At 73.3% G+C, this 22,049-nt stretch carries 21 protein-coding genes; 14 read left to right on the forward strand and 7 right to left on the reverse strand.

The window, feature by feature from the left end; genetic code table 11:
- The first annotated feature begins 64 nt into the window (after positions 1-64).
- From AS857_RS12135 to AS857_RS12195, 13 genes are all read left to right on the forward strand, one after another.
- Positions 65-1,096 carry an L-tyrosine/L-tryptophan isonitrile synthase family protein gene (locus AS857_RS12135; RefSeq protein ID WP_063804234.1) on the forward strand — a complete coding sequence of 344 codons (1,032 nt, stop codon included), beginning with the start codon at positions 65-67 and terminating at the stop codon, positions 1,094-1,096.
- Between the two features lie 60 nt (positions 1,097-1,156).
- Positions 1,157-2,083 carry a TauD/TfdA dioxygenase family protein gene (locus AS857_RS12140; RefSeq protein ID WP_079110266.1) on the forward strand — a complete coding sequence of 309 codons (927 nt, stop codon included), beginning with the start codon at positions 1,157-1,159 and terminating at the stop codon, positions 2,081-2,083.
- Positions 2,080-3,594 (forward strand): 4-hydroxyphenylacetate 3-hydroxylase family protein, encoded by a 1,515-nt coding sequence (locus AS857_RS12145; RefSeq protein ID WP_058043117.1) that lies wholly within the window; start codon positions 2,080-2,082, stop codon positions 3,592-3,594. The genes AS857_RS12140 and AS857_RS12145 overlap by 4 nt, the downstream gene beginning before the upstream one ends.
- Before the next feature lie 33 nt (positions 3,595-3,627).
- Positions 3,628-5,532, forward strand: coding sequence for an asparagine synthase (glutamine-hydrolyzing) (asnB, locus tag AS857_RS12150; protein WP_058043118.1), 1,905 nt, complete (start codon positions 3,628-3,630; stop codon positions 5,530-5,532).
- Positions 5,532-6,506: a quinone oxidoreductase family protein gene (locus AS857_RS12155; protein ID WP_058043119.1), complete on the forward strand. Its 975-nt coding sequence runs from the start codon at positions 5,532-5,534 to the stop codon at positions 6,504-6,506. Before asnB ends, AS857_RS12155 begins: the two co-directional genes overlap by 1 nt.
- Positions 6,507-6,517: 11 nt before the next feature.
- Positions 6,518-7,429 (forward strand): DODA-type extradiol aromatic ring-opening family dioxygenase, encoded by a 912-nt coding sequence (locus AS857_RS12160; protein WP_058043120.1) that lies wholly within the window; start codon positions 6,518-6,520, stop codon positions 7,427-7,429.
- 7 nt (positions 7,430-7,436) lie between these two features.
- Positions 7,437-7,916, forward strand: a complete 480-nt coding sequence (locus tag AS857_RS12165) for a flavin reductase family protein (protein WP_058043121.1) — start codon at positions 7,437-7,439, stop codon at positions 7,914-7,916.
- A gap of 102 nt (positions 7,917-8,018) precedes the next feature.
- Positions 8,019-9,182 (forward strand): AAA family ATPase, encoded by a 1,164-nt coding sequence (locus AS857_RS12170; protein WP_058043122.1) that lies wholly within the window; start codon positions 8,019-8,021, stop codon positions 9,180-9,182.
- A gap of 145 nt (positions 9,183-9,327) precedes the next feature.
- The gene (locus AS857_RS12175) at positions 9,328-9,777 is read left to right on the forward strand and encodes a hypothetical protein (RefSeq protein WP_058043123.1); all 450 of its coding nucleotides are present in this window, start codon (positions 9,328-9,330) and stop codon (positions 9,775-9,777) included.
- Positions 9,778-10,031: 254 nt separating this feature from the next.
- Positions 10,032-12,068 carry a M6 family metalloprotease domain-containing protein gene (locus tag AS857_RS12180; RefSeq protein WP_058043124.1) on the forward strand — a complete coding sequence of 679 codons (2,037 nt, stop codon included), beginning with the start codon at positions 10,032-10,034 and terminating at the stop codon, positions 12,066-12,068.
- 104 nt (positions 12,069-12,172) lie between these two features.
- Positions 12,173-12,502 (forward strand): hypothetical protein, encoded by a 330-nt coding sequence (locus AS857_RS12185; RefSeq protein WP_058043125.1) that lies wholly within the window; start codon positions 12,173-12,175, stop codon positions 12,500-12,502.
- Positions 12,503-12,750: 248 nt separating this feature from the next.
- Positions 12,751-12,969 (forward strand): hypothetical protein, encoded by a 219-nt coding sequence (locus AS857_RS40625; protein ID WP_058043126.1) that lies wholly within the window; start codon positions 12,751-12,753, stop codon positions 12,967-12,969.
- Positions 12,970-13,110: 141 nt separating this feature from the next.
- Positions 13,111-14,034 carry a universal stress protein gene (locus AS857_RS12195; RefSeq protein WP_058043127.1) on the forward strand — a complete coding sequence of 308 codons (924 nt, stop codon included), beginning with the start codon at positions 13,111-13,113 and terminating at the stop codon, positions 14,032-14,034.
- A gap of 33 nt (positions 14,035-14,067) precedes the next feature.
- Here the strand turns inward: AS857_RS12195 and bla are convergent, their stop codons facing one another.
- Positions 14,068-14,982, reverse strand: coding sequence for a class A beta-lactamase (gene bla / locus AS857_RS12200; protein ID WP_058043128.1), 915 nt, complete (start codon positions 14,980-14,982; stop codon positions 14,068-14,070).
- A 151-nt stretch (positions 14,983-15,133) separates the two neighbouring features.
- Here bla and AS857_RS12205 point away from each other — a divergent pair, with 151 nt between their 5' ends.
- Positions 15,134-15,643: a DUF3515 family protein gene (locus tag AS857_RS12205; protein WP_058043129.1), complete on the forward strand. Its 510-nt coding sequence runs from the start codon at positions 15,134-15,136 to the stop codon at positions 15,641-15,643.
- A 41-nt stretch (positions 15,644-15,684) separates the two neighbouring features.
- Here the strand turns inward: AS857_RS12205 and AS857_RS12210 are convergent, their stop codons facing one another.
- From AS857_RS12210 to AS857_RS12235, 6 genes are all read right to left on the reverse strand, one after another.
- Positions 15,685-16,116 carry a DUF5955 family protein gene (locus AS857_RS12210; protein WP_058043130.1) on the reverse strand — a complete coding sequence of 144 codons (432 nt, stop codon included), beginning with the start codon at positions 16,114-16,116 and terminating at the stop codon, positions 15,685-15,687.
- A 4-nt stretch (positions 16,117-16,120) separates the two neighbouring features.
- The gene (locus AS857_RS40335; protein ID WP_058043131.1) at positions 16,121-17,938 is read right to left on the reverse strand and encodes a hypothetical protein; all 1,818 of its coding nucleotides are present in this window, start codon (positions 17,936-17,938) and stop codon (positions 16,121-16,123) included.
- Positions 17,939-18,037: 99 nt separating this feature from the next.
- Positions 18,038-18,862, reverse strand: coding sequence for a hypothetical protein (locus AS857_RS12220; RefSeq protein ID WP_058043132.1), 825 nt, complete (start codon positions 18,860-18,862; stop codon positions 18,038-18,040).
- A 96-nt stretch (positions 18,863-18,958) separates the two neighbouring features.
- Positions 18,959-19,450: a S26 family signal peptidase gene (locus AS857_RS12225; protein ID WP_058043133.1), complete on the reverse strand. Its 492-nt coding sequence runs from the start codon at positions 19,448-19,450 to the stop codon at positions 18,959-18,961.
- Complete coding sequence (locus AS857_RS12230) at positions 19,447-21,486, reverse strand: ABC transporter ATP-binding protein (RefSeq protein WP_079110267.1); 2,040 nt, start codon at positions 21,484-21,486, stop codon at positions 19,447-19,449. Before AS857_RS12230 ends, AS857_RS12225 begins: the two co-directional genes overlap by 4 nt.
- Positions 21,483-22,037 (reverse strand): TlpA family protein disulfide reductase, encoded by a 555-nt coding sequence (locus AS857_RS12235; protein ID WP_058043134.1) that lies wholly within the window; start codon positions 22,035-22,037, stop codon positions 21,483-21,485. The genes AS857_RS12230 and AS857_RS12235 overlap by 4 nt, the downstream gene beginning before the upstream one ends.
- Between the last annotated feature and the right edge of the window lie 12 nt (positions 22,038-22,049).

The raw sequence follows: 22,049 nt of genomic DNA on the forward strand, positions 1-22,049 counted from the left end.
CTTCTCATGCGCTTCTCATGCGCCCGCCCAGCACGGTGGTGAGCAGTCCACGAAGGGAGGCGCGGTGTCCGAACTGGCCGCACCCGATATCGAACTGGCCGCCGTAGAAGTCATCCGGGAGGTCCTGACCCACCAGCGCAGAATGCGGGAGGGCGGATGCACCGGGCGGGTCTGCCTGCGGTGTGTCAGACATCACCTGGACGCGGTGCGCAGTGCCATGGAGGCCGGCCGGCGGATCGAATTCGTCCTTCCGGCCTTCCCCACGAAGTCCCCGAACCCGGCCAAGGTGCTCGGCCCCCTGCCGGACCTGGCCGAGGAACTCGCCCTGCGCTTCCTGAACTCGCTGTGCGAGCGCATCGGCGAGGTCCACCCGCCGGGGGCCGCCATCCTCATCTGCTCCGACGGGCGGGTCTTCAACGACCTGCTCGGTGTGAGCGACGAGAACGTCACCGCCTACGCACGCGCACTCGACGCGATGATCAAGAGGATCGGCGCCACCCACCTCGAACAGTTCAGCCTCGACGACGTCTACCGCGGCGCCGGGCACGAGGACATGCGCAGCATGCTCTCCGCCGGCCACGCGCCGACGCCGGAAGAGCTGCGCGAGGAGGTACGGGCCGGGGGCGCCCCGCTCGCCATGTACCGGGGCATCACCCGCTTCATGCTGGAGGACCTGTCCGGCCCCGGCTACACGGGCACCCGCTCCGCCCTGCAGCGCAAGTGCCGCGACCTCGCGTACCGCGTCATCCAGCGCAGCCGGGCGTGGGGAAACCTGCTGGACCAGCTCTTCCCCACGGCGATCCGCCTGTCCATCCACCCGCAGCCGTGCAGCACGGGAAAGATCGGCATCCTGCTCGCCGACACCCCCGACACGTGGCTGACGCCCTGGCACAGCGTCGCGGTCGCCTCCGGCGGGCGCTTCACGCTCATGAAGCGCGCGGAGGCGGAGGAGGCCGGCGCCGAGCTCGTCCTCGCCGCGGGAATCCCCAGCCACTACGTGCTGGAGCCGGCCGTCGAGCCCGCCGTCCCCCGGTCCGCCGCCGTTCCCGGGCCTCCGCCCGCGCACCGCGACCCCTGGAACCAGGCCTGCGCATAACCGCCCGGCGCACCTCCGGCGTATCCCCCTCATTCCTCTCACCCCCACAGGAGAGCTCCCATGACCGCTGAGCACGTGACAGCCGAGCACGACGCGGACACCCCCCGCACGGCCGCAGCCGACGCGGCCACAGCCGTGGACGACGTCCTCACCGACCTCCGCTACGGCGTCGCGCCGATCGAACCCTTCGGCCTGGCGATACAGGCGCTGGAGCCGGGCCTGCACGTCCGCGACCTGCCCGTCGCACCGCTGCGCTCCCTCGTCCGCGAGCACCACCTCGTACTGCTGCGCGACTTCGACTCCTTCGACGGTCCGGACGAGCTCTCCGCCTACTGCGAGCGCTGGGGCGAGCCCAGCGTGTGGCCCTTCGGCACCGTGCTCGAACTCGTCGAGCAGGAGAAGCCCGAGGACCACATCTTCGACTCCAGCTACATGCCGATGCACTGGGACGGCATGTACCGCGAACAGATCCCGGAGTTCCAGGTCTTCCAGTGCGTGAACGCCCCCGGAGCGGAGAACGGCGGAGAGACGACCTTCTCGCACACCACCGCCGTGCTGGAGCGCACCGACCCGCGGACCGTCGGCCGGTGGTCGCAGGTGACCGGCACCTACCACCGCGCGATGGAGTTCTACAACAGCGTCACCGTCTCGCCGATCGTGACCGCCCACCCCGTCCACGGCGCCCCGGTCATCCGCTACAACGAGCCCACCGCCGCCGACGACGCCGGATTCGTCAACCACCCCGACCTGCAGTTCACGGGCCTGCCCGACGACGGGATCGCCGAGATGCACCGCAGCCTGCGGGCCGCGCTGTACGACCCGGCGCACTTCTACGCCCACAGCTGGCGGACGGGCGACATGGTGTTCGCCGACAACTACACGCTGCTGCACGGCCGGAACGCCTTCACCAGCGGCGCCCCGCGCCACCTGCGCCGCGTCCAGGTGCTCGGCACCCCGGCGCTGGACAACCCGGGGCTGGTGCGATGACCACCACCGGCAGCCTGATGACGGGTGACGAGTACCTGGAGAGCCTGCGCGACGGCCGTCAGGTGTATCTGAACGGGGACCGCGTCAAGGACGTCACCCGCCACCCCGCCTTCCGCAACTCCGCGCTCTCGGTGGCCCGCCTCTACGACGCCCTGCACGACCCGGCAACCTCCGGCGTCCTCACCGGCGTCGACGAGGCCACGGGCATCCGTACGCACAAGTTCTTCAAGCCCAGCCGCTCGGCGGCCGAGCTGGTGGAGGCACGGGAGGCTATCGCCACCTGGGCGAGGATGAGCTACGGCTTCCTCGGGCGCACCCCCGAGTACAAGGCCTCCTTCATGGCCGGCCTCGGCGTCAACGCCGACTACTACGGCCCGTACGCCGCCAACGCCACCGCCTGGTACGCCGAGTTCGCCCGCAAGGCGCTCTACCTCAACCACGTCATCATCAACCCGCCCGTGGACCGCAAGCGGGCGATCCACGACATGGAGGACGTGTTCGTGCACGCCGTGCGCGAGACGGACGCGGGCGTCGTGGTCAGCGGGGCGAAGATGCTGGCGACGGGGTCGGCGATCACCAACGCGGGCTTCGTCGCCCCCGTCGGATCGGCGGCCCTCGCGCCCGGCAAGGCGGAGGCCTTCGCCCTGGTCTTCTTCGTCCGCATGGACAACCCGGGCGTGAAGCTCGTCTGCCGCACCCCCTACGCGCAGCACGCCACGAGCCCTTTCGACGCCCCGCTCAGCAGCCGCTTCGACGAGAACGACAGCGTGCTCCTGCTCGACGAGGCGCTGATCCCTTGGGAGGACGTCCTCGTTTACCGGGACGTCAAGCGCGCCACCGGCTTCTACGCCACGTCCGGCTTTCCGAACCTGTACAACTTCCAGTCCGGCGTCCGGCTGAGCGTGAAGCTGGAGCTCATGGCCGGGCTGCTCGCCCGCGGCACCCGGGCCAACGGCACCGACGGGTTCCGCGGGGTCCAGGCCGCCGTGGGCGAGGTCGTCACCATGCGGGACATGGTGTGGGCCCTGACCTCGGCCATGGCCCACGACCCCGAGCCGGGCAGCGGCGGCACGGTCGTGCCCCGCCTGGAGCACGCCTCCGCGATGCGGATGTACAACGCCCAGGTGTGGGACCGCGTCCACGAGCTGTTCGAGACCACGCTCGGCGGAGCGCCCCTCGCCGTGCCCTCCAGCGCCCGCGACCTGGCCAACCCCGAACTGCGGCCGCTCATCGACCGCTTCTACCGCGGCGCGGACACCTCCGCCCTCGACCGGATCAAACTCCTCAAGCTGGTGTGGGACGCCATCGGCACCGAGTTCGGCGGCCGGCACGAGCTGTACGAGCGCAACTACTCGGGCAACGGGGAGCAGGTCCGCCTCGACGCGCTCCGGTGGGCGACCGGGCGCGGCAGCCTCGCCCGCTACGAGGCGCTCGTACAGGACTGCCTCGACGACTACGACACCGACGGCTGGCGCCGGGGCCCCTGGCGCGACCCCGCCCACACCGACTGACCCGCCCACACCGACCGAGAACGGAGCACGACCATGTGCGGCATCACCGGCTGGGTCGCCTTCGGCCGCGACCTCACGGCCGAACAGCGGACCGTGGACGCCATGACCGACACCCTGGCCCCGCGCGGGCCGGACGCCCGCGGCGTGTGGCTGGACACCCACGCCGCCCTGGGACACCGGCGGCTCGCCGTCATCGACCTCGAGCACGGCACGCAGCCCATGCGCACCCCGGAGCCCGGCCCCGGGGACCGGCCCCGCGCCGTCATCTCCTACGGCGGCGAGATCTACAACTTCCGCGAGCTGCGCGAGGAACTCGTCCTCCTCGGGCACCGGTTCGCCACCCGCAGCGACACGGAAGTGGCCCTGCGCGCCTACCTGCAGTGGGGCACGGACTTCGCCCGCCGCCTCAACGGCATGTACTCCATCGCCATCTGGGACACCGCCCGCGAGGAGCTGCTCCTGGTACGGGACCGGCTCGGCGTCAAGCCGCTCTTCTACCACCCCACGGCCGACGGCCTGCTCTTCGGCTCCGAGCCCAAGGCCGTCCTCGCCAACCCCCTGGCCGACGCCTCCGCCGGCGCGGAGGAGCTGTGCGACGCGCTGCTGTTCCTGCGCACCCCCGGGCGCGTGCCCTTCCGCGGCATGCGCGAACTGAAGCCTGGCCACCTGCTGCGGGCCGGCCGCGACGGGATCACCGAGGAGCGCTACTGGGCCCTGGAGTCCCGCCCGCACACCGACGACCTGCCCACCACCGTGGCCACCGTCCGCGAGCTGCTCGACGACATCGTCCCCCGGCAGATGGTCGCGGACGTGCCCCTGGTCTCCCTGCTGTCCGGAGGGCTCGACTCCAGCACCGTCACCGCCCTCGCGGCCCGGGCGCGCGCCGCCGACGGCGACCGCCTGTCCACCTTCTCCGTCGACTTCGCCGGCCACACCGAGAACTTCCGGGCCGACGCCATCCGCCCCACCCCCGACGGGCCGTACGCCCTCGAAGTCGCCCGGCACGTAGGCAGTGACCACCACGCGATCGTCCTCGACCGCACCCGCCTGCTCGACCCGGCCGTCCGCCGCACCGTCCTCGGCGCCTGGGACCTGCCGTTCAACTTCGCCGACCTCGACGTCTCGCTGTACCTGCTCTTCGCCGCCGTCCGGCAGCACGCCACCGTGGCGCTCTCCGGAGAGGGCGCGGACGAGGTCTTCGGCGGCTACCTGTGGTTCTCCGACCCCGAGGCGCGCAAGGCCGAGACCTTCCCCTGGCTCAAGCTGGGCGCCCACCGCGGCCTCGATCCGCGGTCGCTGTTCCACCCCTGGTTCGTCGACGGGATCGACCTGGCGGAGTACGAGGCCGACCTCTACCGCACGGCGCTCGCCGAGGTCCCCGTCCTGGACGGTGAGAGTTCCGAGGACCGGCGGACCCGCGAACTGGGCTACCTGACGCTGACCCGCTGGCTGCCCATCCTGCTCGACAAGAAGGACCGCATGGGCATGGCCAGCGGCCTGGAGGGCCGGGTGCCGTTCTGCGACCACCGCCTCGTCGAGTACGTCTTCAACATCCCCTGGGAGATGAAGACCTTCAGCGGCCAGGAGAAGGCGCTGCTGCGGGAAGCCGCCTCCGGCCTCCTTCCGCAGTCGGTGCTGCGCCGCAAGAAGGCCGCCTACCCGTCCATCCAGGACCCCGCCTACGACCGGTCCCTCATCACCGGCCTCGCCACCGCGGCGGGCGACGGGGACGCACCGCTCAGCCCGTTCCTCGACGGCGACGCGGTACGGCGGATGACTGCCAAGACGGCCACCGGCAGCCTGTCCGAGTTCGAACGGATCCTCGTGGAGTCCACGGTCCGGATGGACGACTGGATGCGCACGTACGACGTCGAGCTGACCGATGTGGCCGGGCCGACCGATGCGGTCGGACCGGCCGATGTGAAGGGAACGCACTGATGCACGCCATCGAGATCCGCGAGACCGGCGGACCCGAGGTCCAGCTCTACGTCGAGAAGCCCGACCCGGGGCAGCCCGGCGAAGGGCAGATCCTCGTCGAACTCGCCGCGGCCGGAGTGAACTTCATCGACCTCTACCGGCGCGAGGGCCGCTATCCGCTGCCCGTCCCCTGCGTGCCCGGCGAGGAGGGCTCCGGCATCGTCCTGGCCGCCGGCCCCGGGGTCACCCGCTTCGCGCCCGGCGACCGCGTCGCCTGGACGACCGTGCTCGGCAGCTACGCCGAACGGGTCCTCGTACCCGAGGACAAGGCCATCGTCGTGCCCGACGCCATCGACCTGCGGACGGCCGGCGGCGTGCTCGTCCACGGCATGACCGCCCACTTCCTCGCCCACGACTCCTACCCGGCCCGGGAGGGCGAGACGGTCCTCGTCCACGCCGCCGCCGGCGGTGTCGGCCTCCTGCTCACCCAGATGCTCAAGCGGCGCGGCGTCCGCGTCATCGGCACGGTGTCCACGGAGGGGAAGGAGCGCACCGCCCGCGCCAACGGCGCCGACGAGGTCGTCCGCTACACCGGGACCGACGACCTGGCCGCCGAGGTCCGCGCGCTCACCGGCGGGGAGGGCGTCCACGCGGTCTACGACGGCGTCGGCGCCGCCACCTTCGACGCGAGCCTCGCCTCGCTGCGCACCCGCGGCACGCTGGTCCTCTTCGGGGGCGCCAGCGGCGCCGTGCCGCCCGTCGACGTGATGCGGCTGCTGTGGGGCGGCTCGCTGACTCTCACCCGGCCCTACCTGGAGCACTTCCGGGCCACCGTCGAGGAGTTCGAACGGCGGGCGGGCGAGGTGTTCCGGGGGATCGCCGACGGCACGCTGACGTTCACCGTCGCCGGCACCTACCCCCTCGCCGAGGCGCACCGCGCGCACACCGACCTGGCCTCCCGCCGCACCTCCGGAAAGCTCCTCCTCATCCCGTAAAGGAGACGTCCATGGGCGACATCGCCGGTGCGGGCCTGCTCTCGCACGCGCCCGTCATCATGTTCCCCGAACCCGCCCGGATCGAGGCCAACGGCGGCCGCGACTTCACGCTCGCGACCGGCCTGGAGCAGCTCCGGCGCGAGGTGACCGACCCGGCGGAAGGCGCGCTGGAGTACGACACCGTCGTGGTCTTCGACTCCCACTGGGCGACGACCACCGAGGCCGTCATCACCGCCCACCCGCGCCGTACGGGCCTGTTCACCTCCGACGAGATGCCGGGCGCGATCAGCCGGCTCCCGTACGACCTCCCCGGCGACCCGGAACTGGCCCACGCGGTCGCCGGGCTGGCGGAGGAGCGGAAGGTGTGGATCGCCGCCAACGACGACCCGCACCTGCCGATCCACTACGCGACGCTCAACCTCTGGACGTACCTCGGACAGGGCGCCGGCGCGGGCACGGCCGGCGGCAAGGCCTGGGTGTCCGTCTCCGTCTGCCAGACGGCGACCACCGAGGACTTCCTCGGGATCGGCCGGATCGTGGGGGAGGCCGTCGGCGGCCTCGACCGCAAGGTGCTGCTGCTCGCCTCGGGCGGCCTCTCCCACCGCTTCTGGCCGCTGTCCGAACTGCGCAACCGCATGGCCGGGGACCCCGCCAACATCGTCACCGCCGAGGCACGGGCGGCGGACGAACAGCGGATCGCGTGGCTGGAGGCGGGCCGGCACGACCAGGTGATCCGGACCATGCCGGAGTACCTGCGGTACGCACCCGAGGCGCGGTTCGGCCACTACCTGATGCTGGCGGGTGCGCTGGGCGGCGAGGCGTGCGCGGCGCGCGGCCGCCGGTTCGGCGCGTACGAGAACGGGATCGGGACCGGCCAGGTCCACCTCTGGTTCGACCTGCCGGCCGGCGACGGGGGAAGGTGAAGGACCGGTGCTCACCGACGAACGGCTGCTGCGGACCTGCCTGGGGCACTTCGCCACCGGCGTCACGGTGGTGACGTGCGACGTCGACGGCGCCCCGCACGGGGCCACCGTCAACGCCTTCACGGCGGTCTCGCTGGACCCCGCGCTGGTGCTGGTCTCCCTGCACCGCCGCAGCAAGGCCGGCCGGCACCTCGCCGGCGGGCCCGAGGGCAGGCCGTTCACGGTGAACGTGCTCGGCGAGGACCAGAAGGACCTCGCCGAGCACTTCGCGGGCCGGCGCACGGCGGCACCGCCCCGGTGGGCACCCCGCCCGCCCACCGGCCTCGCACCCCGCCTCGCGGGCTCGCTCGCGACCCTCGCCTGCACGCCGTGGGCCGCGTACGACGGGGGAGACCACGTGCTCGTCGTGGGCCGGGTCGAGGAGGCCGGGTACCGGGAGGGCGGCCGGCCGCTGGTCTTCTACGAAGGAGAGCTCAGGGGGCTGTAGCCAGGAGGCGGGCGCAGGGGCGCAGGGGCGCGGCTTCGGGGCGATGTCAGAGCCCCTTGGCACACTGAACGAAAGATCCACCGCGATGCGCCGAGAGGTCCCATGCTCACCACTGTCGCCGTCGAGAACTACCGGTCCCTGCGCCGGCTGATCGTCCCCCTGGGCCGGCTCAACGTGATCACCGGGGCGAACGCCACCGGGAAGTCCAGCCTCTACCGGGCCCTGCGGCTGCTCGCCGACTCGGCGCGCGGGGGTGCGGTCGCGGCGCTGGCGCGCGAGGGCGGGCTGGCCTCGACGCTGTGGGCGGGGGAGCGGAAGGGCAGTGGGCGCTCCCCGGCGGCCAGCCTCCGGCTCGGGTTCGCCGGGGACGAATTCGGCTACGCGGTGGACTTCGGGCACCCGATACCGACCTCCGGCAGCACGGGCGCGCCGTCCATGTTCAACCTGGACCCCGAGATCAAGCGGGAGTGCACCTGGGCCGGCCCCGTGCTGCGCCCGGCCGCACTGCTCTCCGACCGCTCCGGGCCCGCCGTGCGCACCCGCACGGCGAGCGGCAGCTGGCACGACTCGGTGAACGCCGTCCGCCCCTACGACAGCATGCTCAGCGAGCTCGCCGACCCGCAGCTCGCCCCCGACCTGCTGCGGCTGCGCGAGCACATGCGCTCCTGGCGGTTCTACGACCACGTGCGCACCGACGCGCACGCCCCGGCCCGCAGCGCACAGATCGGCACCCGCACCCCGGTGCTCGGCCACGACGGAGCGGACGTGGCGGCCGCCCTGCAGACCATCCGGGAGATCGGCGACCACGAGGCCCTGGACGCCGCCGTGGACGCGGCGTTCCCCGGCAGCAGGGTGGAGATCGTCAGTGAGGGCGGCCGGTTCGAGCTCAAGCTGCACCAGCGCGGCCTGCTGCGCCCGCTCGGCGCGGCCGAGCTCTCCGACGGCACGCTGCGCTACCTGCTGTGGACCGCAGCGCTGCTCACCCCGCGACCGCCCGCGCTGCTCGTCCTCAACGAGCCGGAGTCCAGCCTCCACCCCGACCTGCTGCCCCCGCTGGCCGATCTGATCCTCACCGCGACCCGGGACACCCAGATCGTGGTCGTCACCCACGCCCCGGAGCTGGCCGACGCCCTCCGCGCCGGCGCCCGGGGCCACCGGCTGGACGTCAACTCGATCGCCCTGGTCAAGGACGCCCTCGGACAGACGGACGTCGCAGGCCGCGAAAGCATGCTCGACGAGCCGCTGTGGCACTGGCCCAAGCGCTGACGCCTCGCCAGGCCCCGTAAGGGGCCTGGCAGGGAGCCCCCGGCCGGGGGAGCGGTCGCTGTCAGTCCCCGCAGCTAGAATGCGGCGTTTGTTCGATTGGGTGGGCCGCGCCGAGCCGTGAGCCCCGAGCCGTGGGGGGATCCACATGAGGGCGAGACTGAGAGAGACCGCAGAAGAGCTGGCCGGTCTGCTGTGGCGGGAGTACATCGTCTACCGCGACCGGTCGGGGGAGGTGGTGATCCGGGGCGAGCACGTCCAGCGCTGGATCAGCCTCGCCCCCGCGGCCGGCGCCGACGAGATACTCGTCCGCGCGGGCCGCATCCTGGACGGCGGCACCACCGCCCCGGCGCGCTCGGAGGCGGTCGTGGCGCTGTCGGCGGGCACGGGTGAACTCGCCGCCGCCTGCCGCCGTCTCCTCGCCGACACCGCCGCGGCCCCCGCACCCCCGGAGCCGGGCAAGGCGAAGGGCCGCCGCCCCGCGAAGGCCCGCCCCGGCCACGGGAGCCGCCGCCACACGGGCCTCGGTTCCTGGGTGGTGATCGCCTGCGTGCTCGGCGTGGTCGGGCTCTGCGCCTACCGGATCGCGGTGCCGTAAGCCCGTGGGAGGCGGGTGACCGTGCCCGGGGCCGTCGTCGGCGCGGCCCGGCCGAGGCGAAGGCGGCGGCCGGGCCTGCGCGGCGGGAGCCACCGCCCGCGCGGCCCCGGTCCGTACGCGCAGACGCCACGAGGAACCCGCAGGCACTCTGGCGGCGCTGCTGTCCCCGGCTCTACCGTGGCCCCGGTAGGCACACTCGAAACAGCGCTTGCCATGAGCGCTTGTCATGAACTTGCCAATTCAAGAGGTGAGCCGTGTTCCTGCGCCGCAGACGCGTCCGTCGACTGCGTCGACTCAGCGTCGTCGCCCTCCTCCTCGGCGTCGTCGCCGCCGTCGCCGCGGGCCCCGCCCGGGCGACGCCCGATGCCGAATCCCGCAAGCCGCACCCCCTCGTCCAGCCGATCGATCCTCAGCACTGGCGCAACCCCGACGACATGACCTGGGCCGAATACCGCTCGGTCCCCGGCACGAGCTGGGCCGACCCGGACCGCAAGCCCACGCAGCGCAAGTTCAAGGGGGCCCTGGTCCTCCTGGACTACCCCGACGAGGAGTTCTCCGTCAGCAAGCCGCCCGGCGCCGCGCGGTTCGGCAATCCGCTGCCCGCCGCGTCCGGCATACCCCGCGCACAGGTCCCCAAGTTCTACGAGGACTTCCTCAACAAGCCCGGTGCGCTCAACCGCGGCCACACCATCAACGAGTACTGGATGGAGGACTCCGGCGGCCGCGTCGGCGTCGGACTGACCTCCTTCGGCGTGTACCGCATGCCGTGGAAGTCGTACCAGTACGGCATCGAGCCCGGCATGAACCCCGGCGCGTGCCCCGTGGGCGACACCTGCGGCAAGGACATCCGCGCCGACGGCAAGCGGGCCTGGGTCGACGAGGTGGGCGCCGACAAGGCCGGCGAGTTCGACTTCGTCTTCTACCTCACCGCCGGCGTGGACGAGTCGTCCGCCTGGCAGGAGTTCGGGCAGATGAAGTTCCGCTCCGAACGGGACGTGCCGGCCGCCTGGGGGCCGCCGTTGCCCATCGCCTCCGGCCTCAACTCCGCCAGGACCCGCTACGTGCCCTGGACGTCCTGGCAGGCGGCCGCCCGCATCTGGCCCAACGCGGCGAACGGCTCCTCCACCCAGGCCGAGAGCTCCGGCATGGCCACGTTCGCCCACGAACTCAGCCACATCCTGGGCATCGGCGACAACTACAACAACCCCTACGGGACCCCGCTCAGCCGCGCCTACACCGGCATCTGGGGCATGCTCTCCCGCGGTTCGTTCAACGGCCCCGGCGGGCCGCACACCCGCTGGCAGATACCCGCCACCGCCGGCGGCTCCATGGGTGCCCAGCATGTCCTGCGGGACAAGATGAAGCTCGGCATCGTCGACGAGAAGAACGTCCTGCGCCTCGACCGCGACGCCCTCAAGAACTCCGGGCTCGTCGTCGCCCGCGTCACCGCACGCTCGGCCCCGCCCGGCGAGAAGGGCCTCACCGGCGTCAACATCACCATGGGCCGCGACCTGTCCCCGGCCTGCGACCGCACCACCGACCCCCTGTGCGACGGCGGCGGTTACGACAACTACACCGTCGAGGTCGTCGACCGCATGGGCATGGACTCCTTCACCCCGGACAGCGGCGTCCTGCTCAGCAAGACCAAGAACGCGGACCGGGCCCCGTTCGCCTGGGTGATCGACGCGCACCCCGAGGACATCGGCCTGCTGGACTTCACCCGTCCCGACGGCACCCCGCAGAAGATCACCATGGGCGACTACCGGCAGCTCAGCGACGCGCTCTTCCACGCGGGCGCCGACTCCGGCAGCTCCTACGAGTACGTCGACCGGGCCAACCGGCTGCACTTCTACGTCCTGAACGTGCAGCGCGACGCCACCGGCGTGCTCTCCTACGACATCGGCGTCAAGTCCCTGGACGGCGCGGGGCCGCAGGCCCGCGGGCTCGCACTCGGCCGCGGCACGGTGAAGAGCGACCCCGCCAAGGGGCGGGCCGTGTGCACCTTCGGCCTCGCCAACACCGGCAAGGCCGCCCCGCAGAGCGAACCCCTGCTGTCCTCCGACGTCTACCGGCTGTCCGCCACCGCCTCCGGGCGCGGCTGGTCCGCCTGGCTCCCCAACCGCCTGACCACCGCGGCCGCCGGCTCCTCGGTCCCCGTCGACGTCGCCGTCACGGCCGGGTCGGGCGCGGACCGGAAGGGCACCGTCACCCTCACCGCGCGCTCGGAGAGCGACCCGAACAGGACGGCCAGGGCCACGTGCTCGCTGACGAACCCGGGCAGGTCCACCTGATCAGGCGAAATCTCCCCTGAAAAGGGATCTGCCTGCCGGGCGCCCGGTCTACTGGGGCCGATCAACCGCACAGGAGCGTGCGGTGACTTCGGCAAGGGGAAGTGATGAGGAAGATTGCGACCGTGTTCGCCGCCCTGGCCTTCGGGTTCGTCGCGGCGTCGCCTGCGAACGCGGCGGTGCACAGCCAGTGCGGCAAGTACATCTGTGTGATGACGGCACATCACAACCGCTTCGTCCAGGACATCACGGTGCGGACCAAGGACGGCCTGCCCGGGGCGCTGCGGTCCTACTGGGGCAACTTCCACTCGCCGAAGGTCAACGCGGCGTCCCACCGGTGGGAAGTGGGTTACGAGCAGGCGCAGTCGAAGCTCGTGTGCGGCGGGCTGGAGCGCGACGGCCGCAGCATCGAGGACGGCATCTGCGTGACGATCTGACCCCGGCCCGACCCCGACCCTGCCCCTGATGCGGACGACGGTGGCCCGCCCGGTCCTTCACGGAACCGGGCGGGCCACCGGTGCGTGGAGCGGCGGCGGGGCCGTTCGGCCAGGTGGTCGGGGACCGTTGGGGCCGCGCGCGAGGCCCGGCTGCTCGGGCTGCCGCTGACGCTGCTGCACGCGCTGGAGGACTGGTCGCCCACCTACGGTGTCGATGTCGGTCCTCGCCCGCGCCGGCTCGGCCTGGCGTGCTCGTACGGGCGGGGGAGCGGGCCGGGGGAGAGCAGGAGGCGTACGGCCGGGAGACGTACGGCGACGAGGCGTACCGCGAAGTGGTCCTCGGCGTGGACCTCGCCCGCCCGTGTGACGAACTGTTCGCCTACGCCTTCGAGGCGGCCGCGGCCCGCGGCACCCGCGCCGTGCTGCACCACGCCGCCGCCCCCGTCGCGGTCGTGCCGCACAACTGACGTGCGGGGATCCGCACAGGGCCGTGCCGTCCGGACGGAGTCACTCGTCCGTGTGGCCGCGGCCTCCGGTCCCTGCCACAGTGGCGGACAGGCCGGACAGTGGCCACAACGAGAAACCGTCGCCCGCCCCATGGAGGCCCTGTGTCCGGCGTGATCACCGTTGGCGTGGACGGAAGCGAGCACGGCAAAGCCGCCGCGGACTGGGCCGCCGCCGAGGCGGAGCGCCGGGGCATGGAGCTGCGCCTCGTCCACGCCTGGGTGTGGCAGCCGCTGGACCTGCCCGTCACCGCGGACACCGAGGTGCAGCAGCGCTGGGCCGAGACGCTGCTGCGCGAGGCCCGGGCCCGGGTGACCGCCCGGTGCCCCGGGGTGCCGGTGACGGCCCGGCTCCTGCCCGCCGATCCGGTCCCCGCCCTGGTCGCGGAGGCGACCGAGGCCGACATGCTCGTCCTCGGCTCGCGCGGGCACGGAGCCCTGATCGGCTATCTGATCGGCTCCATCGCCCTGCACGTGCTGCGGCAGGCCAGGGGGCCGGTCGTGCTCGTGCGCAGCCACGGCGACCCGGCCGGCGACCGGGGGGAGCAGGTCGCGGGGCCCGGAGAGGCGGCCGCCGGGCCGCCCGTTCCCGTTGCGGACGAGGTGGTGGTGGGCGTGCCCGGGGCGGAGGAGGAGGCCGGAGCCGTCCTGGAGTTCGCCTTCGCGGCCGCGGCCGCGAAGGGAGCGAGCCTGCGCGCCGTACGCGCCTGGTCGATTCCCCCGGTGTTCGCCTGGAGCCCGGCGTCCATGCGGCTGGCCGACGAGGCCGGCGGCCTCGAACCGCTTGAGAGGAAGCGGCTGGCCGACGCCCTCCAGCCGTGGCGGGAACGCCATCCGCAGGCCCGGGTCGTCGAGCACGTCGAACTGGGGAGCGCGGCGCAGGTGCTGCTCTCCGCCTGCGAACGCGCCGCTCTCCTGGTCGTCGGGCGGCACGCCTCCGGGCCGCACGTCCCCCAGCGGATCGGCCATGTGGCCCATGCGGCCCTGCACCACGCCCCGTGCCCGGTGGCGGTGGTCCCGCAGCCCTGAGGCGGGTGCGGGACCCGGCCGGCCGTCGGGCCGTCAGGCGAGGGCGGGAGCCAGGAGCTCGGCGGCCTTGCGGACGAGCGCGTCGTCCCCCGCCGCCTTGGGCTCGTGCTTGGTCGTGAGGACGGAGACGACGACCGGCGACCCCTTCGGGGTCCAGACGACGCCCACGTCGTTGCTGGTGCCGTAGCTCCCGGAGCCGGTCTTGTCCGCGACGGTCCAGCCCTTGAAGCCCGCGCGGAACTTCTGGTCACTGGTGGTGTTGGCGAGCAGCCATCCGGTCAGCCGCTTGCGGTCCGCCGGGTCCAGGGCGTTGCCGAGGACGAGCTGCGCGTAGGTCCGTCCGATGGCGCGGGGGGTCGTGGTGTCGGTGATCCGGTCCGGCTCCGCCGAGTTCAGGTCGGGCTCCCACCGGTCGAGCCGGGTGGTGCCGTCGCCGACCGAGCGGCAGAAGCGGGTGACGGCGGTGGGGCCTCCCAGCTCGGTGAGCAGGAGGTTCGCCGCGGCGTTGTCGCTGTAGGAGATGGCGGCGCCGCAGAGTTCCTCGACGGTCATGCCGTTGGCGACGTTCTCCGCCTTGCCGGTGATCTTGTCGTAGCCGGAGGCCTTGGCGTAGTCGGCGGTGTAGTGGATGCGCTTGGCGAGGAACGTGCCGTCGTGGTCGAGGTCCCGCAGGACCGCCGCGACGGCGAGCGTCTTGAACGTCGAGCACATGGGGAAGCGCTCGCCGGCGCGGTGGACGACGGTCCTGCCGGTGGCCATGTTGCGGGCGAACACCCCGAGGCGGGCGGAGTGCTCGCGCTCCAGCTCGCGCAGCTGACGGGAGACCCGGTCCCCTGCGGGCGTCGATGCGTAGGCCGTCCCGCCCGTGGACATGGCGGCGGCCAGCGCCGTGCCGGCACCGAGGGTGAGAACCGTGCGGCGGGAGGGCTGTGCACCTATGCTCTTCAAGATCGTATTCTCCTTGTGTCCTGCATGGCGTGACTTGCACGGCCTGGTCGACAGTCAATACGCCACTGATGGTGCGGTTGGTTCCACTTAGGTGCCGTTCAGCCTCATTGGTGGCCACTGATACGCACTTGTACGCACGAAGGAGCGCCCGGTGCAGCAGCCTTGGACCCGCGGGTCACGTGGTCTGCCCGTCGTCGCGGCGGCGCTGCTCGTCGCCGCCGGATCGTCGTCCACGAGCGGTGCCGCGGCCCGTGCCGCGCCCAGGCCGACGGGGCAGCAGGCCGCTCATTGCCGCGCGCTGCACGCGGAGCTGCCCACCGCGCTGGCCGGGCTGGAGCGGGGGACGTCCCGTCCCGTCCCGGAGTTCACCGCGGACTGGGGCGACCCGGCGGTCGTGCTGCGCTGCGGGATTCCGCGCCCCGAGGTCCTGACGGTGGGATCCAAGAGCTTCGACCGCTACGCCCCCGTGTGGGAGACCGGCGGCATCAGGTGGTTCGTGGAGCAGCTGCCCGGTGGCAGTGTTCGCTGCATAGCCGACCACCGTGCCGCCTTCGTGGAGGTGTTCGTGCCGAAGGAGTACGGCGGTGACGGGACCGGGCAGACCGTCCTCAGCGAGCTGACCGCGCTCATCGCTGCGACCATCCCCGAAGGGTATGTCTGACCCTGGACCTGAGGTTGAGGGTTATGGGGCGGGCCGTGCCCTCAGAACCATGGAGCTGCTGCCTCCCGCAGTGCCCTGACGCCCTCGGCGAGCGACGCCGCCGAGGCCAGGGCCCCGGTCACCGCGTACACCGCCCGCTGGATCCGACCCCGCGCCGGCTCGTCGGCCGTCGGCAGCGCGTCGTCCACCTCGTCCAGCGCGGACTGCGCGGCTTGAAGGGCGGGTGACGGCAGGGGCGCGCTGCCGGCCGGCAGGGACGCGAGCTGGGCGCGCAGGGCCTCCACGGCCTGCCGCAGCTCCCGTACCTCGGCGGACTCCTCCTTCCGGCCACCGGATCCCGCCGCGTGGTGGACGTACTCCGCCCGGGCGTGGTCACCGGTCTGCGCGTTGCCGCTGAAGGTGCCGTGGATGACGATGCCGCGCGCGTGGTCCCGCGGCTCGTCCCCGTTCCCGTCCTGCTGTGTGGAGGTCATCGCGTCAACTCCCTGAAGAAGCGCCGCCGGGGCTCGGGCCGACGTGGGGCTGGGGGGTGGTGACGGTCTGGTGCGTGGCGTTCGCGCCGTCACCCGTCTGGACGTTCCCGGTGACCGTTCCGTGCACGTGCACCGAGCGGTCGAAGACGACGTTGGCGCGCGCGTCGTACTCGTCCGTGCGGTATCCCGCGTCCCGCAGGCTGCCGCGCACCGCCGTCAGCGTGCGGGTCTTGATGCTCTTGAGGAACCGCTGGGCGTCCATCTCCTGGAACAGCTGCTGGTACTCGGGCTCCGCGGCCAGCTCCCGGACCGAGTACCGGGGCCCGTGGTCGACCACGCGGTCGGTGCGGCACATCCGCCCGTACCAGTTCCGGTTCCGCGCGGTGCGCGAGGCCGTCCGCGGGATGGCGACGAGGTCGCGCGGGGCGTCCCCGGCCAGCCGGAAGGCGGCCGCCAGGGCGTGGCCCGCCAGGGAGAGCCAGTCCCCGGCGTCGGACGGCGGCATCATCTTGTCGATCTCGTGGTACGCGCGGGCGATCGGCGGCAGCAGGAAGGCCCGGGACTCCAGGAACAGCAGACCGCCCTGCAGCTGCACCCGGCTGAAGACGGTGAGGACGACCTCGTCCTCCCAGCTGCCCACCCGGGTCGTCAGGTAGTGCCGCAGCCGTTCCTCGGCGGCCAGGTCCAGGCTGTCCGGCCACCACGTCGGGGGAGCCGGCACGCCCGGCGCGAGCCGCAGCCGTTCGGCGGCCGAGCGCCGGGCGAACGGCGCCATGCGCGCGAACGCCGTGCCGGGCCCGGTGCCGCTCCAGTCCGCGGCCGGGCCCAGTCTCAGACCGCCCTTCATCACGTAGTCGTCCACGTGGATGCCGTGCAGCCGGTCGCCGGGGTAGTCCCCGCCCGCGCCGAGCCGCAGGAGTTCGGCCCGGATGCGGGCGTGCACCGCGGGGACGGTGAAGCCGGCGGCGTCGGGTGCGGCACCGGGGCCCGCAGGGGCGGCCCCGGGCTGCGCGAAGCGGAGCGTGGGCACGGTCGCGCCCCTCCGGGGGATCAACTCGATCGCGAAGGACCAGGAGTCCACCTCGACCCCCGCTCCCACGAAGGGCGCGTAGTCGCTGTAGATGACGTCGGGGTCGGCCTGCTGGCGCCGCAGCTGTGCGATGCGGGCCGCGGTGGAGCCCTGCCCGTCGGGGTGCTCCGGGGCCCGGCCGGTGGCGAGGAGGTGCAGCAGGGACATCCTGAGGTACGTGTCCACTGTCGCGATCGCCGCCCAGAGGGCGAAGAGCAGGAGTGCGGCCGGGAGATGAGGCCACACGGCTTCGGACAGCAGCGGGCCGACCCCGCTCAGGAGCCGGGCGCCGAGGAAGACGACGATCGCCAGCCCGATGATCCCCGTCAGCAGGCGCGTGACAGGGCCTGACCGGTCGCGCCCCGCCGTGCCGGTGCCGCGCTCCGTGGCACCCGCCATCGCGCGGGCCGCGAGCTGGAAGAGGCGTACGACCAGCACCAGGCCGACGCACAGGAACACGCCCGCCGCGTCGACCGGGAGCAGGAGCACCGGAACGGCGAGCATCAGCGCCCCGCGGAGCGTGGCCCGGCGCCGTGCCACGAAGCACTCCTTGAGCACCGCCACGAGGTCCACCCCGTAGGCGGGCGGAGGGACGCGGTACGGGTTCTCGGCGAGCTCCGCGATCACCGCGTCGCGGAAGTCACGGTCGAGGTGGGCCGCGCCGCGCAGGTAGGCGGTGGCGTCACCGGGGCGGCTGCCCGCCTGCGCCTCGATGAGCTGGCGGAGCGGGCTCTGGGGATCCTGCTGGCTCATCGTCGGGAAGACCCTTCCGTCGGGGTGGACAGGGGTGAGATGGCTGGAGGAAGGAGGCTGGAGGAAGGAGGGTGCGGACGGAGGCGGGCTGCCGGACCGTCAGATACGGGTGTGGTCGCGTACCTGCAGCCCGTACCGGCCGGCGATCGGCGCCCACCTCCGCAGGAACTCCTGCTTGGCCTGCGTCGCGAGGCCGCTGCTCGCCACCCCGCGGTCGTACGCGGAGCCGTGGGGAACGCTGCCGGAGGAGCAGCCCGCGGCGTCCTGCGCCCACCGGGCGAACGCGCGGTCGGCCTCCGCCGAGCGCCGCCAGGCGGTCCGCAGCTCCTCCGCTGCGGCGCGGCCGCCCTCGATGTCCTGCACGGCGATACGCGACAGGTCCTCGATCAGCCCGTCGCGCCGGACGGCGGCCGCGTCCAGATCGGCCCCGGCCGCTGCGACGGCCGCACCGGAGGCACACGATTCGACGGCGTTCACGGCGTCGGTGACCTTCTCGCGGTCCGCCGCGCTCTTCGTCAGCAGCGCGTCCAGGGCCGCGGCCTGGGACCGTCCCGAGGCGGGCGGTTCCGGTGCGGGCGAGGAGGTCTGCGGCCCCTCGGGCTGTGCCGCACCCCGCGTCGCGCTCTGCGCTGCCAATGAGGCCGACGGGCCGCCGGGCGACGGCTCGGCGCCGGCCTCGGAGCCCGAGAAGAAGACCTTGACCACGACCAGGGTGACGACCGCCGAGGTCACCGCCCCGACCGCCGCCAGCAGCACGAATCTTCGGGACGCGGACGACCCGCGGTCACCCGGCGGCGCAGGACCGCCGCCGTCCGCCGTGCCCCCGGCCCGTGCGGAACCCCTGGACGCCGGTACCCAACCGCCTGCGCCCCGGCGAGCCTCGCTGTCCCAGCGCATCGGTGCGCCGTCGTCGTCCTCGGCCATACCGTTCCCCCGTCGCTCTTCCGCACTGTCGTGCGGTTGGCGAACACTGTCAACTCCCGGGGCAATCCGGCAGACCGGCCTCCTGTTGTCGTCCCGTCACCGCCGGCGCAGCACCGTTCCCAGGACGCGCTCCAGCGGGAAGTAGCCGACCTCCCGCGAATCGAAGCTCACCCTGCCGTTGTCGCCGAGGAGGACCACCTGGCCGGGCGGTACGCGCTCCTCGGGCGCCGTGGCCAGGGCGGGGACGCAGTCGAGCGGGACGAGGTCGCCGGGGAGCGCGGCCACGCGTTTGATCAGCCAGTCGCGGCCGTGGACGCCGGCCGCGCCCGCCTCGGCGCGCACCGGCGGCCGGGGCCACATGCCGCCGCTCGCGGGCCGCTCGGCCACCACGACCTGTCCCACGGCCGGCCGCGGGCCGCGCCGGACCAGGACGCGGTCGCCGTCCCGGAAGGCCGGCGCCATGCTCGTGCCGCGGACGGTGACCACGACCAGGCCGCGCGCCAGGCACACGGCCGCACCCAGCGCCGCGCCCGCCGCGACCGCAGCCGCGCCGCGCAGCCGCCGCCGCAGCGCGGACCCGGCCGTCACCGGGGCTCCCCGGTGAACGCGGGCTCGCTCCCGGCGTCGGTGTCCGTGCCGGCCTGGTAGCCGGCCGCTTGGAGGGTGAAGAGGCGCGCGTAGCGGCCGCCGGAGCCGATCAGCTCGGCGTGCGGGCCCTGTTCCACGACGCGTCCGTCCTCCAGGACGGCGATGACGTCGGCGTCGCGCACCGCGCCCAGGCGGTGGGAGATGAGGAGGCTGGTCCGCTCGCCGCGGTGGCGCCGCAGCGCGGTGTGGATCTCGTGCTCCGCCTCGGCGTCGAGCCCCGCCGACGGCTCGTCGAGGATCATCAGGTCGCGCTGGTCCCGCAGGAACGCGCGGGCGAGCGCGAGCCGCTGCCGCTGGCCGCCGGAGAGGACCACACCGGTCTCCGGGTTGTCCTTGTCGGACTCCATGAAGAACCTCCGCGACAGCAGCGTGTCGTACCCGTACGGCAGACCGGCGAGCTTGGCGTGGATGCCCGCGCGCTCCGCGGCCGCCTCGATCCGCGGGCGGTCGCCGAGCGCCGCGAGGTCGCCGAGGGCGATGTTCTCCGCCGCCGTCATGTCGTAGTGCATGTAGTCCTGGAACACCGCGCCGATGCGCCGCCGCAGCTCAGCCACGTCGACCGTACGGATGTCCACGCCGTCCCACAGGATCGCGCCGCGCTCGGGATCGTAGAACCGGCACAGCAGCTTCACCAGCGTGGACTTGCCGGCGCCGTTGAGCCCGACGAGCGCCAGCACCTCGCCCCGGCGCAGGTGCAGGCTGGCGCCGCGCAGCACCCACGGGTGCTCCTCGGAGTACCGGAACCACACGTCGCGCAGCTCGATGCCGCGGCCCAGCGGCGGCAGCGCGGCCGGCTGCAGGGGCACGGGCAGGTCCGGCCCGGCGCCCGCGACCACGAGGTAGTGGTCGAACATCAGCAAGGCCTGGTGCGAGCGGGCCACTTCGCTCGCCAGGGTGGCCAGCGCGCCCTGGATGCCGGCCACCGCCGCCACGAACATGACGACGTCGCCGGCCGACAGGGTGCCGGCGTGCGCGGCGCCCACCGCCCACAGCAGTCCGCCGCCGGAGACGAGCGCGGCCAGCAGCCCGAGCCCGGACTGGACGACGGCCTCCCGCCGGTCCACCGCGCGCTTGGCGGCGTCGGCCGTACGCCGGTCGGCCAGCATCCGGCCCCGCAGGAACGCGCCGGTGCCGAAGAGCCGTATCTCCTTGGCCGCTTCGACGCTCGACAGCAGCTCGCTGTAGAACATCTGCCGGCGCTCGACCGGGCCGACGTCCCACAGCGTGCGCGCCTTGCGCCGCGCCATGGCGACCTCGGAAACCAGCGTGGGCACCGCGGCGACCAGCACCAGGGCGGTCATCCACGGGCTCAGCAGGGAGAGCGAGCCGAGGAACCCGCCGATGGTGAGGGCGCTGCGGGCGATGCCGACGGCTCCGTCGACGGCCTGGTTGGGCATGCCGCCGCCGGAGCTCTGCGCGAGCCGCAGCCGGTCCAGGAAGCGCGGGTCCTCGAAGCGCCCCAGGCCGGCGAAGCCCTCCACGGCCCTGAACAGCCGGTCGTCGGCGAGCAGCCCGACCCTGCGGTCGAGTTCGCGCCGCAGGTACTGGCTGATCTGGGGTACGACCGCGATGACGGTCCCGGCCGCGGCGAGCCCTGCGCCCAGGCCCACCAGCGTGCCGAGGGAGGCGCCCGAACCCAGCCCGTCGAGCATCAGCTTGGTCAGCCAGGCGGTGACCACGGGGAGGGCGCCGGCCATCAGCGTCAGCACCAGGTAGCACGCGAGGGCCGCGGGAGCCGCGCTCGCCACCAGCGCGGTGGCCGCGGCGATCCGCCGGGTGGTGGCCAGGAGGCCGCCGGAGGGTGCGGGCGGGAGGCCGGCGGCGTCGGCAGGGCCGGAGGCCGGCCCGGGGCCCGGGCCGGCCGGTGCCCCGGGGGAGGATGCGGGGCCCGGTCCAGGGCCCGGGCCGGGACCCGGTGCGGGACCCGGGCCCGGGCCGGGGGCCGCCTGCCGCCGGCCGTGGTCCTGCCCGTTCATGCGGCTACGACGGGGGAATCCAGGTTCACGTTGTTGCGCGCGATCACGGGCCTGCCGGCGCCGTCCGAGGCGACCTCGAGCAGCGTCGGGAACCCCATGATCTGGAAGGCGTCGGTCATGACGGGCTCGCTGCCCTGCACCACGACGCGGGCGACCGGGCTCAGCTCGGCGACCTGCCCCTTGGCGCGCTCGGGCGTGCCGACCACCACGGCCAGCACCTGCTTCCGGCCGCCGGGCAGCGTCCGCGCGTACTCAGCGAACTTCGGCAGCATCTCGTGGCACGGGCCGCAGCTGGGGGAGAAGAACGCCACCAGGGTGTCGCCCGACAGCGACTCGCGGGTCAGCACCTCGCCGTCGACGGCGACGGCCTGGAACTCGCCCACCTCTTCGCCGACCTTGATGACGGGCGGTCTGCCGGGCGCGTTGCCGTCGGCCATCTTGGACAGCATCGCGGTGTGGTCCCGCAGCCGCTTGATCACCCCCAGGGTGAGGATCAGGTCCAGCGTACAGAGCAGTCCCACCAGGACCACCGCCGCGATCAGGACGGGCATGGAAGTCGTCTC

The organism is Streptomyces roseifaciens (genome assembly GCF_001445655.1).
GTDB classification, from domain to species: domain Bacteria; phylum Actinomycetota; class Actinomycetes; order Streptomycetales; family Streptomycetaceae; genus Streptomyces; species Streptomyces aureoversilis.